Origin of the sequence: Microbacterium sp. (assembly GCF_049661145.1) — a bacterium.
Taxonomy (GTDB): Bacteria; Actinomycetota; Actinomycetes; order Actinomycetales; family Microbacteriaceae; genus Microbacterium.
Window position 1 is genome coordinate 37,645 of the sequence record NZ_JBASZT010000236.1, and the last position, 11,506, is coordinate 49,150.

The following is an 11,506-nucleotide window of genomic DNA, read 5'->3' on the forward strand; positions in this document are numbered from 1 at the left end:
TGTGAGAGACGGCCTCAGCCGCGGCGTACCTGCTGCCCCTGCGCAAGCCGGGTGGTCGAGACGCCGTCGAGCAGGGTGACGATGTGAACGCTACCGCCCCACGCCTTCGCGTCGTCGCCGCCGACGACCTGGTCGGGGCGATAGTCGGACCCCTTCACGATGACGTCGGGCTGGATCGTTCGGATCAGCTCCCGCGGCGTGTCCTGCTCGAACACGGTGACGAAGTCGACGTAGCGCACGGCATCGAGCACGGCCATGCGATCCGACTGCGGCTGCAGCGGACGCGTGGGCCCCTTCAGCCGCGAGGTGGAGGCATCCGAGTTGACACCCACCACCAGCACGTCACCGAGCGATCTCGCCTCGCGCAGGAGCGCGACGTGTCCCGCGTGCAGCAGATCGAAGACCCCGTTGGCGAACACGACGCGTTTTCCCGCCGCCTTCTCGATGGCCACGAACCTCGCGAGCTCCTGCCAGTCCTCGACCATCCCCGGGCGCCTGTCGGGAGACACCTCGATGAGCATCTCGTTGAGCAGATCGACGCTCGTGACGACGGCCGTCCCCGGGCGACCGCACGCGATGCCCGCCGCCATGTTCCCGGCCTGGACCGCTTGGAGCGTCGTCAGGCCGCTCGCAAGGCCCACGGCGATACCGGCGATCATCGAGTCACCCGCCCCCGACACGTCGGAGACGAGTCGGGCACGGGTCGGAATGCGGGTGCGCGACGCGCCCTCGATCAAATCCACCCCGACGGCCGAGAGCGAGATCGCCAGCGCCGCGACCCCGTCCACGAGAAGTCGCTCTGCGATCACATCGAGGGTGGCCTCATCGGGCGAAGAGGATGCCGGCATCCGCGCCATCTGGATGGCCTCGGCGAAATTCGGCTTGACGATCGTCGCTCCGCGGTACTTCCGGATGTCGGACGACTTCGGGTCGACCACCACCGGTATCCGGTGGTCTCGCGCGGTCGCCATGATCGCTTCCACCAGCTCGGACCCTACGAGCCCCTTAGCGTAGTCGGAGATCACGATCGCGGCGGGCACGCCCGGACGGATCGCCTGCTCCACGGCTGCGACGACGGCGGCTCTGCCGGCCTCATCGAGGTCCACGGTGTCTTCTCGGTCCACCCGCACGATCTGCTGCTGACCGGCGACCACCCGCAGCTTCTCGATCGTCGGCGCATTGCCGCGGGCAATACGGACGGCGCTGACGTCGGACGCCGCGAGCAGCCGCTCCAGCTCGCGACCGGGCTCATCCTCGGCCCACGAGGCGATGAGCGTGGTTGCCGCCCCGAGTGCGGCGACGTTCATGGCGGTGTTGGCCGCTCCGCCGGCGACACTGCGATCGCGTTGCACCTGCAGCACGGGGATGGGAGCCTCGGGCGAGATCCGGTTCACGGTGCCATCGACGTACCGGTCGAGCATCGCATCTCCGACGACGATGACCTGTGTGGACTCGAAGCCGAGAACATCGTGCGGGCTCAGGGGCGACACAGTCATGGTGATTCTCTCCGTGGTCGGGGTGAGGCGGCGACCCACTGTGCGGACGGGGCGGACTGAACAGACGAGGTGGTCATTCAGTCGCCCGGTTCGCTGAGCAGCTGTTCCGCCGCTGCCGCCACGTCCGCGGCGTGCACGGCGCGGATGCAGTGCGGCTGGGTGGCAACGCATTCGTCCATGCACCCCGCTGCTGGAGCCGGCGGCTGAAGCACGCGGGACCGGCGGGACCAGGGACCGAAGCGCTCCGGGGCGTTGTCGCTCCAGGGCGACCCCGTCGCCGGATGACAGGTGACGACGACCGTCGGGATGTCCAGGCTGCTGGCGATGTGTTGGAGGCCGGAGTCGTTCCCGAGGAACAACTCGCAGCGCGCGATCGCCGCCGCGCTCTCGCTCAGGCTGAGCTTTCCCGCGAGGTCGATGGCGGTGAGATGCCGTTCGCGAAGGATGCCAACCAGTTCTGCGCCCCGTGCCCGGTCGACATCACCACCCAGCACCAGCACCGTGACCGGGCGCGTCTCGGCGAGCTGAGTCATGACGTCGGCGACATCGGTCACCGGCCACTGCCGCTTGGCGTCGCGCGCTCCGATGCCCACGCCGACGACCAGTCCGCGATCGGCCGTGAGTCCCGTGAGACCGGTCACCCGCCGCGCATCCTCTGGGCCGAACAGACCCGTGCCGACAGCCGGACTATAGTGCTCCGACCAGGTCACGCCGAGGCGCTGGGCCACCCGCCGCAACTGGTTCACCGTCAGCAGCGGCGTGCTCCCCCGTTCGATCACGTCGGTGAGCAGCTGGCTCTGGTCTCCCAGCCAGACCGGCTCCCGCTCGGGCACCGGCGCGAACCCGACGACGGATCGCGCCCGAGAGGCCACTGCGAGGTACCGGACCGGTGTGTCGTCGAAGTCCCAGCGGGGAAGGACGGCGAGGTCGTAGCCGCGCACTCCGAAACGGCGGAGGGCCTGACGGGCGGTGAGCACCTGACGCTTCAGCGCCGAGCCTTCGGTGATCGGCGCCCACGGAACGAGCCGGTCCACGGTCGGGGCCGCGTGGAACATGGTGGCGGGACCAGGCTTGACGACGAGGTGGAGTCTCGCGGCCGGCCATTGTGCGCGCATGGCGGCCAGCAGCATCAGCGTCGTCGCGGTGTCGCCGATCTCGTCGCTGCGCAACACGACCACACGCTTCGGAACCCGTTTCGCATTCCAGGCTCGGCGTCGGGGTGCGCCGAAGATCCGGGTGAAGGTCCGTGGGGAGAGCGGGTCACGGTGGCGGATCGCGTTGATCTGCCACACGAACTTCCGGAACAGGGTTCTTATCTTGTTCATAGGCCCCCACGATCCTACCGGCGAGGGTCCGCCAGACCCAGTTCAGAACGCCGGCGAGACCTCCGCCGCCGCAGCCTCGAGAGTCGCCGCCCGGGCATCGAAGGAGTGATCGCTTCGGATCCGCTCCGCGATCCGCGCGAGCTGCTCGTCGGCGGGGAACAGCTCCGCCGGGTCGGTGCGCAGCAGTTCGATGAGGTGCTCGGCATCCCGGTAGACGACCACCGCACCCCCGAAGAGCTCTTCGATCTCCTCGACGGCCTCCGAGATCACGCGTCCGCCGACGGCGACGGCGTCGAAGGGTCGCATCGCGATGAAGCCCTCGCGCTGCATGACCGGCCACTGGTCGTTGAGCACGATGGATGCCGTCTCGTAACGTGCCGGGAGCTCCGCGTTCGGGATGGACTGCGCCGCGATCGCCGACTGCGGGACGAACGGCCGCCAGTCGGGCCCGTACACGCGCACCGGAATGCCGGCCGCCAGCGGGGCGACGACACTCGGCCGCGGGATGCCGCGAGCGGTGCCGACGAAGACGATGTCGGTTCCGCGCTCGAGCCCGTGCGGAAAGAACTGATCCGTGTCGGTGGCCTCGAGAAGCGGATCGATGCGCAGCCGCCACCGCGCAGAGCTCCGCCGCGACCAGCCCGCGGATGCCGCGAACACCCGGTCGAATCCCGCCGCCTCGTCGCGCGTGATCTCGTCGGGGTGGCTGATGATCCACTGCAGGCTCACACCCCAGCGCGGCGCATCGATGCGGTAGGGCCCGCGCACCACGACGCTCACGTCATCCAGGTATCCGGTGGCGCGATCGCGGGCGTCGTAGGCGTCGATCACGACGGTGTGCCCTCTCCGCCGCAAAGCGCTGGCGAGACCGCGCGCGAAGTGCGTGTCACCCCACACCGCCCCTTGACGCCCCGCCGGCGCGCAGATCTTGATCGCCCACCGCTGCGCACCAGGGTGGGGGCATCGCCACGCGAGCTGCGGAACCGGTGATCTCCGATCGGAGAAGGACCAGCCGCGCACCTCGAAGCCGGCCCATCCGATGATGTCTTCGGCGCGACGCCGATCCGACGCGCTCGGCTTCGCGCGCTCCGGCATCGCGCGGCGGTCCCGACGGAAGGCAAGCTCGGGCTCCTCCAGGACGGGCGCCACATCCAGCAGGACGCGAGAAGGGATGCCGAGGCCGGCGAGCCGTCTCGAGAACCCCTCCAATTCGTCCCCACCGTTGGTGCGCACACCGCCGGCCTCGCGGTACGCCGACCGATCGATCGCGAAGCTCCGACCGGTCGCGAGAGGCACCCCCAGAACGCGATCGGGAATGCGCTCGATGTCTTCCGACGGATGATCGCTGAGGATCCGGTACGCCCGCCCCGCGCCGATCTGTGCGGCGCCGAGACCGGCGAGCGTCCCATCGAATGCTCGGTGCGCGGGGATGGCGAGCGCCCGGCATCCTTCGGCCGCAAGGGCTTCGATCTCGGTATCGGCGAACTCCGCGCGGGCGTCGAGCACGACGATCGTCGATCCCGCCTCCCGTCGTTCGGCGAGCTCCGCCGCGACCGCACGCGCCCACGTGATCCCGGCGGGATGCAGCCGCACGGCGACCGCCGGATCGACGGCGGCGAACATCGCGGCAGAGATCCACTGCGAGGCGCCGGGCGCGACCAACGCGATCGATGCGACCGCCCGATCCGACTGCGCGAACCGGGCCGCCTGTTCGAGCTTGAGGTGGTAGCGGCGATCCCGGGCCTGGACGAACCGGATCAGGGCGAGGGGCGCGCCGGAAGGCGAAACGGGCGCGCCGTCGACGCGCGGGTTGCGGCCTCGAGCCGACCAGGTGCGGGCTGCGCTCATCGCGATCCCCCGCAGCGCGGCGAGTGAGACGGCATCCTCGCGGTCACCCACGCGCAACCGGAGCTCGGTGGAGGGATCCGCCCAAACCCGCTCCAGGGCGGGCTCGCCGCCGAGCGACTGGCTCATGGCGACGGCGTCCCACCACGGGTGGACCGCGATCGTCTCACGCTCGCCGACGAGGTAGGCGTAGAGGGCGGGGACGCGGAAGACCTCCGGCAACCCGCCACCGGCGAAGACCTCATCGAACAAGGGGTTCAGGCTGAGTCCGCGGCGGAAGCCGCGGGCGACATAGTGCCAGATCGCGACGTCACGCGGGACACGGCGGGCGCCGAGCTGTGCGGCGTAGAACTCCGCATCGGCGAGACCGGAGCGCCGGATGACCCGGAACCACCATGCCCGGTCCGCGGCGCGGACCACGGCGCCGAGGCCGGGGATCTCGCGGGACGCGCGGACGCGAGCGCGGATGCCCGACAGGTTCACGAGTGACCCGGTGCGTGCGACCCGTCCGGTCGTCGGCGGAGCCTGCGCAACCGTCGCCAGATCGGATGCCGGTCGTAGATCTCGCGCATGATCGCCTCGCGTTGGCGCTCCAACTGCGCGCCCAGCTCACGCGCGAAGTCTTCGCGGAGACGCTTCTCGACCTGCGCGATGTACAGCGGAAGGCCGGGCCCGTTCAACGCGACCCACTCGCGCAGCGCGCGATCTCGCACCACTGCGTCGTCTCGCTCGTGCTCCGCGGCGAGCTGGAACATGCTGTTCGCGTCGGCACCGCGGACACCGGGACGCTGGGTCCAGAAGGCGAGCGCCTGCCCGGGAAGAAATCCGAGGGGATAGCGAGCCGCGAGGCGGAGGTAGAACTCCCAGTCCTCGACCGCTTCGAGGGACTCGTCGTAATATCCGACCTCCTCGTGCACAGCGCGGCGGTAGAGGAAGGAGATCGGGACCGCTCGGTTGACCTCGAGAAGGCTCGTGAACGACACCGCCGACAATCCAGCCCAGAACGGCACGCGGCCGGTCTCTCGCCAGCCGTCGCCGTGGGGCTCCTCGTAGACGATCTCGGTCGGCACCATGACGCCGGCGTCGTCCGGGTCGGCGTCCAGGAGGGCGACGGCACGCGCGAGGAACTCCGGATGCCAGAGATCGTCGTCATCGTGCAGCACGACGAACTCCGCCGTCGAAGCGCGGATACCGGCGTTCGCCGCCGCGCACCGGCCTCCGGGAGCCGTGGTGTCGAGCACCGAGATGCGACCGGCGATGGCGGTGGCCGCGACGACCTCCTCCACTTCGGGCCGGGGCCCGCCGTCGTTGACGACGAGGACTTCCGCATCCGTGTAGGTCTGGTTCGCGATATCGGCAAGAGCGCGAGCCAGGAACCGCGGTCGCTGCTTGGTGCGCACGACGATGCCGACTCGATGACTCATCCGACCAGCCTATCCACGTCGACTCCGTTGATCCCCGGCGCCACGGTCCTACAGGTCCGCGTGCAACTGCCAGACCCGTTCGGCGGCACTGCGCCACGAGAAAGCGCGCCCGCGGTCACCCGCCAGCACGGCATAGCGTTCCACCGCCGCCACCGAATCGAGTATTGCCGCCAGCCCCGCACCGAGTTCGTCGGATGCCGCGAGCAATCCCCCATCGAGGATCACCTGGCGGTGCGTGTCGCTGTCTGCCGCGACGACGGGCACACCGACCGCGAGCGCCTCCACCACCCGCCACGGAAACGCGGTCAGCTGCGACGGCGCGATGAGCGCGACCGCCCCAGCGAGCACGGCGGCGCGATCGGCATCGTCCCGCACCCGCCGCACATGCACCCGTCCCGCTGCGATCCCGGCTGCGGCCGCGTGCTCGAGAACGGCCGGCTCGTCATCCTCGGGCGCATCGATCACGACGACCGGCAGGTCCGACCCGGCCCGTGCGATGGCGACGAAGGCGTCCGACAGCCGCGCCGACGGCGCGGCGGTTCCCGCGATCACCAGGCTCCCATCCGGCACGGCAAGGCCACGCCTGCGCCCCACTTCGTCGGTCGGCACGCGGAATCCTGCCGGCGCCGCTCCCGCGATCACGCGGATCCGGTCGCCGAAGGCACCGAGCTCACCCACTCGTGCCGCCGCCGCGTGCGTCGGGACTACCACGGCATCCGCGTGTTTCACCGCCCGCTTGAGCATCGCCTTGTGCCAGCCGACGGCACCCCGCGCGAGCTCCTCGGGTCGCTCCCACGCGTCCAGATCCCAAAGCGTCACGACGGTCTGATCGTGATCGTGCACCCTGTCGTGTCTGACCAGCGGAGCCAGCAGCGTCGGTGAGTGGATCATGCCCCCGCCGATGCCCGGGGTGATACCGAGCTGCCACGAGGCCGCCAGTTCCCGCCGCGCCAACGCGGAGCGCGTCACCTCGGCGAGCCCCGGCACCGCCCGTTCGAGCGCGTCGTCGGCATCGGCGGGCGACGCCGCTGCGGGGACGATCGCCGCGACCTCGCAGTCCTTCGGCGCCGTCACGACGAGCGCTCGCGAGAGCTCGCGCGAGGCCATGGCCAGGTCGGCATCCGTCGGCCCCACGAGCTGGTCGAGGACGACCCGGAGGACAGCGGTCATGACTGGGGTGTCGGCGATGGCGACGGCGGATACAACGCCTGCTGGATCAGCTCGCGCACGTGGGCGTAGGCCTCGGGGCTCGGGTTCTCGATGTCGATCCCGGCGCCTTCGGGGGTCAGCTCCAGCGTCTGCACCGGCTGCTCCTTCGCCTTGACCGCCAGATTCACGAAGAACCCGAGCAGGCTCTGCGGGATGTCCGTCTGCACGAGGTCCTCGCCGGCGGCGGCGACTTCCTGGAAACGCAGCAGCACGTTGGCCGGATTGGCCTGCGCGAGGATCGCCTGCTGCAGCTCGCGCTGACGACGCATCCGGTCGGCGTCGCTCGTCGTGTACCGGGAGCGCGCGTACCACTGTGCCGTGTCGCCGTCCATGTGCTGCTGACCCGCTTCGATCCAGCCAATCGCCCACTCCTCGGCGGACTGCCCGCTGTACGCCGGCCCGCCCCCCTTCGGAAGCCGCTCCTGCACCGTGATATCGACGCCGCCGAGCGCATCGACGATGTCGGCGAACCCCTTCATGTCGACGAAGGCATAGTAGGGAATCTCGATGCCGAGTATGCCTTCGGCGGCATCCTTCGTCGCTTCGATCGCCGGTGTGGAACTGCTCGCGGCAGCATCCGGATACAGTCCCGTGCCGCTGTCGTCGCGACAGATCTCGACCGCGTTCATCAGCTGGTTGATCCCCGGTCCCCAGCCGCACGTGTTCGACACGTGGCCCTGCAGTCCGTTCGGGTACAGGTCCTGCATCGGCCCCGCCGCGAACGGCACATACGCGAGATCGCGGGGGATGCCGCTGATGTGCACCGCACCCGTCTCGGCGTTCACCGAAACCACCGAGATGCTGTCGAAACGCATCGAGTCGCGGCCGAGCCCGCTGTCGGCGCCCAGCAGCAGGATGTTGTAGTACCCGTTCGACGGCGGCACCGGCGGCGCGTTGTTCGTGAAGATGGATGCCAAGGCCTCGCGCGCGGGCGCGAGAAGCTGTTGCGCGGCATACACGGCGCCGCCGGAGCCGACGACGAGACCCGCGATCGCGACGAGCGCGACGAGCGGCCGCGCCCCGGGGCGCACCTTCACCAGACGCACGAGCCTCAGCGCGTCGACGGTGAGCACGACCCACAGCGCGGCATAGGCGAGCAGCAGGATCTGCACGAACAGGAGCACGAACCCGTTGGTCCCCAGGTCGTAGATCACGGTCGGCCACACCAGCGCCACGACCACAGTCGACACGACGAGCACCCACATGATCAGGGTCGCCGCCAGCCCGAACCGACCGAGTCGTCGGTTGCCGGCGAGCACCTGGGCCGAACCGGGCACGAGGAAGTTCAGGACGAGCAGCCACCACGCCCGTCGCGTCATGACCCGCGGCGACCGCGTGTCAGGACGGCGGATCGGCTGGTCGCCGAGGATGACGCCGCTCTCCGCACCGTGCGCCGGCGCCGGCGGCCGGGGCGGAGCCGCGACACTCACAGCGAGCCCTTCAATCGACGGTTCTTCTCCTCGACCTGCTCCTCGAGGGAGCGCGCATACTGCTCGACGCGGTCGGCGAGACGGTCGTCTGCGGTACCGAGGATCCGTGCGGCGAGGAGCCCGGCATTCTTCGCACCGGCGATCGACACGGTCGCGACGGGAATGCCGGCCGGCATCTGCACGATGCTCAGCAGCGAGTCCAGTCCGTCGAGGGTCGCGAGGGGCACCGGGACACCGATGACCGGAAGCGCAGTGACCGACGCGAGCATGCCCGGGAGGTGCGCCGCCCCTCCGGCGCCGGCGACGATGACCTTGAGACCGCGCTCACGCGCTTCGCGCCCGTAGCGCAACAGCTTGTCGGGGGTGCGGTGCGCCGAGACCACCTCGACCTCGTGCGCGATCGTGAACTCGCTGAGCACTTGCGACGCGTCGCTCATGACGCGCCAGTCGGAGTCGGACCCCATGACGACGCCGACAAGAGGGGATGCCGAGGAATGGAGGGGCCGTGTCACCAGACCAGGCTAGAACGGCCGCCTGGAAGATCGCCGGAGCGCCACGCGCCCCCGCCCGCCCACGGCGTTTCGACTCGCGGAGCGCACGGGCACGCGCTCCCGGTCCCGCGAGGAGCAAGGCGACGAGGCGAGCGTCACAACCCCCGTCAGTCGTCGAAGAAGGCGGCGGCGGCGCGGGCCTCGTACACCACGGCATCCAGGTCGTCGCCGGCGGCGGTGACGTGCCCGACCTTGCGGCCGGGCCGCGGCGCCTTGCCGTACGTGTGGACCTTGACCGCCGGGTGCGCGTCGAGCACCGCGGGAAACCGACTGTCGAGCGAGTCCGCCGCGGGCCCCCCGAGGATGTTGACCATGACGGCCCACGGCTGCCGCGGCGCGGGATCGCCCAGCGGCAGGTCGAGCACGGCACGCACGTGCTGCTCGAACTGACCCGTCACCGCCCCATCCTGGCTCCAGTGCCCGCTGTTGTGCGGGCGCATCGCGAGCTCGTTGACGAGCAGCCGGTCGTCCGTCGTCTGGAACAGCTCGACCGCCAGCATCCCCGTCACTTCGAGCCCCTCCGCGATGGCTGTGGCGATGGATGCCGCGACCTCGGTCAGCCGTGCCGATGCGTGCGGTGCCGGGGCGATCGCCTCCGCACACACGCCGCCGCGCTGCACGGTCTCGACGACCGGATACGCGACGAGCTCGCCGGAGGGCCGCCGCGCCACTTGCTGCGCGAGCTCGCGCGAGAAGTCGACGAGTTCCTCGGCGAGCAGGTCGCCGTCGTGGAACCAGTCGGCGACCTCGTCAGGGTTCGCAACGACCCGCACACCCTTGCCGTCGTACCCGCCGCGCGGCGTCTTCACGACCGCCCGACCGCGGTGCTCGTCGAGAAAGGACTGGAGGTCCGCGGCATCCGTCACCTTCGCCCATTCCGGCTGCGGCATGCCGAGCTCATCGAGTTTCGCCCGCATGAGCAGCTTGTCCTGAGCGAACTGCAGGGCGCCGGGACCGGGATGAACCACGACGCCGTCCGCGACGAGCGCGCGAAGGACCTCCTGCGGCACGTGCTCGTGGTCGAACGTGAGCACGTCCACGTCACGCGCGAACGCCCGGACCGTTTCGAGGTCGCGGTAATCGCCGGTCGCGGTGGCGGCGAGCGCGGCCGCCATGCCGGGCTCCTCGGCCAGAACGCGGATGCCGACACCCAACTCCACCGCCGGGGCGATCATCATGCGAGCCAGCTGACCGCCCCCGACGATCCCGAGTGTCAGCGTCATGGTGCTTCCTTCCGTCGCATCCATCCTCCCAGGTCCGCATGCGGCGTTCGCTCCCACCCGTCGATGCGTGCGGCCGGGGGATGCCGCGGTCAGGGCAACGGTGGTGGGTCGCCGATGGCACCGGCCGCGTGCGAATCCCACGGAGAATCCCGTTGGGAGTCTCGGTGCGCGAGGATCTGGCCGACCTCGACCTGGTCGCTGAGCACTTCGTGCACGAGGCGCACCGCAGGGATGTTCCTCATCTGCAACGGCACGTCGGCACCGCTCGTGAGCGTGAGGGTGCCGGCGCCCCACAGCCGCTGCAGGGGTCCGCGGCGCTCCGAGATCGTGTATCCGCGGGCGTGCAGCAACTCACGGCGGCTCCGCCCGAACACGCCGCGCTGTTCGATGACGCGTCGCGTCGTCACCGTATAGGTATGCCCGAGCCACCGCAGAAACGGCAGCACGACCAGCAGCAGCACGACGACACCGGCCACCGCCCAGAGCATCCAGTTCTGTATCCAGTTCGGGAACGACTCCGGCAGATTGTCGGTGAAATATCCGACGGCACCCGCCGCCGCGATGAGCACGAGCGCCGACCAGAACAGCCGGCGGGCGTGCGAGCGCACGCGGGCGATCCGCAGTTCCGGAGTCGGGACGCCCGACGCGGGCGCTGCGGGGCGGCCGGGGTATGCGGTCGGCTGGCTCACCTTTCCATTGTGGGGCCGGTCCGGTCGCCGTACCCGTTCGCAACTCCGGAGATTTGCCCGGTACCGGGGCGCTATGCCCCCGACACGCCGAGGCCGCCTCCGTTTCTCCGGAATTGTGAGCGCGGGGGCGCCGGAACGACCGCGTGTCGGCCGGAGCTCAGCGCACGTGCACGACGTCGCCCGCCGCAACGACGGCCTCGACCCCGTCCGAGACGACGACCAGTCGGCCTTCGGGGTCGAGGAGGCGGGCCACGCCGTGCAGCGTCGTGCCATCCGGCAGGGACACCCGCACCTCCGCCCCGAGGGTCGCGCAG

Annotated in this window: 9 protein-coding genes and 1 pseudogene; all 10 read right to left on the reverse strand. The window is 70.3% G+C overall.

The window, feature by feature from the left end:
- Positions 1-14: 14 nt before the first annotated feature.
- Positions 15-1,496, reverse strand: a complete 1,482-nt coding sequence (locus tag WBP48_RS10050; RefSeq protein WP_424439757.1) for a PfkB family carbohydrate kinase — start codon at positions 1,494-1,496, stop codon at positions 15-17.
- 77 nt (positions 1,497-1,573) lie between these two features.
- Positions 1,574-2,821, reverse strand: coding sequence for a glycosyltransferase family 9 protein (locus WBP48_RS10055; protein WP_424439760.1), 1,248 nt, complete (start codon positions 2,819-2,821; stop codon positions 1,574-1,576).
- A 42-nt stretch (positions 2,822-2,863) separates the two neighbouring features.
- Complete coding sequence (locus WBP48_RS10060) at positions 2,864-5,149, reverse strand: glycosyltransferase family protein (RefSeq protein WP_424439763.1); 2,286 nt, start codon at positions 5,147-5,149, stop codon at positions 2,864-2,866.
- Positions 5,146-6,090: a glycosyltransferase family 2 protein gene (locus tag WBP48_RS10065; RefSeq protein WP_424439766.1), complete on the reverse strand. Its 945-nt coding sequence runs from the start codon at positions 6,088-6,090 to the stop codon at positions 5,146-5,148. The genes WBP48_RS10060 and WBP48_RS10065 overlap by 4 nt, the downstream gene beginning before the upstream one ends.
- Positions 6,091-6,138: 48 nt before the next feature.
- On the reverse strand, positions 6,139-7,260 hold the full coding sequence (locus tag WBP48_RS10070) for a glycosyltransferase (RefSeq protein WP_424439769.1): 1,122 nt from the start codon (positions 7,258-7,260) through the stop codon (positions 6,139-6,141).
- On the reverse strand, positions 7,257-8,729 hold the full coding sequence (locus WBP48_RS10075; RefSeq protein ID WP_424439772.1) for an LCP family protein: 1,473 nt from the start codon (positions 8,727-8,729) through the stop codon (positions 7,257-7,259). The genes WBP48_RS10070 and WBP48_RS10075 overlap by 4 nt, the downstream gene beginning before the upstream one ends.
- Positions 8,726-9,193 carry a 5-(carboxyamino)imidazole ribonucleotide mutase gene (purE, locus tag WBP48_RS10080; protein WP_424439784.1) on the reverse strand — a complete coding sequence of 156 codons (468 nt, stop codon included), beginning with the start codon at positions 9,191-9,193 and terminating at the stop codon, positions 8,726-8,728. Before purE ends, WBP48_RS10075 begins: the two co-directional genes overlap by 4 nt.
- Before the next feature lie 194 nt (positions 9,194-9,387).
- Complete coding sequence (locus tag WBP48_RS10085; protein WP_424439775.1) at positions 9,388-10,503, reverse strand: 5-(carboxyamino)imidazole ribonucleotide synthase; 1,116 nt, start codon at positions 10,501-10,503, stop codon at positions 9,388-9,390.
- A gap of 89 nt (positions 10,504-10,592) precedes the next feature.
- Positions 10,593-11,192 carry a PH domain-containing protein gene (locus tag WBP48_RS10090; RefSeq protein WP_424439778.1) on the reverse strand — a complete coding sequence of 200 codons (600 nt, stop codon included), beginning with the start codon at positions 11,190-11,192 and terminating at the stop codon, positions 10,593-10,595.
- Positions 11,193-11,349: 157 nt separating this feature from the next.
- Positions 11,350-11,506, reverse strand: a pseudogene (locus WBP48_RS10095) (biotin--[acetyl-CoA-carboxylase] ligase); the annotation flags it as partial.

Coding starts and splice junctions, on each gene's coding strand:
- WBP48_RS10085 (WP_424439775.1), bottom strand. CDS start 10,503: ATGACGCTGACACTCGGGATCGTCGGGGGCGGTCAGCTGGCTCGCATG.
- WBP48_RS10055 (WP_424439760.1), bottom strand. CDS start 2,821: ATGAACAAGATAAGAACCCTGTTCCGGAAGTTCGTGTGGCAGATCAAC.
- purE (WP_424439784.1), bottom strand. CDS start 9,193: ATGGGGTCCGACTCCGACTGGCGCGTCATGAGCGACGCGTCGCAAGTG.
- WBP48_RS10070 (WP_424439769.1), bottom strand. CDS start 7,260: ATGACCGCTGTCCTCCGGGTCGTCCTCGACCAGCTCGTGGGGCCGACG.
- WBP48_RS10050 (WP_424439757.1), bottom strand. CDS start 1,496: ATGACTGTGTCGCCCCTGAGCCCGCACGATGTTCTCGGCTTCGAGTCC.
- WBP48_RS10065 (WP_424439766.1), bottom strand. CDS start 6,090: ATGAGTCATCGAGTCGGCATCGTCGTGCGCACCAAGCAGCGACCGCGG.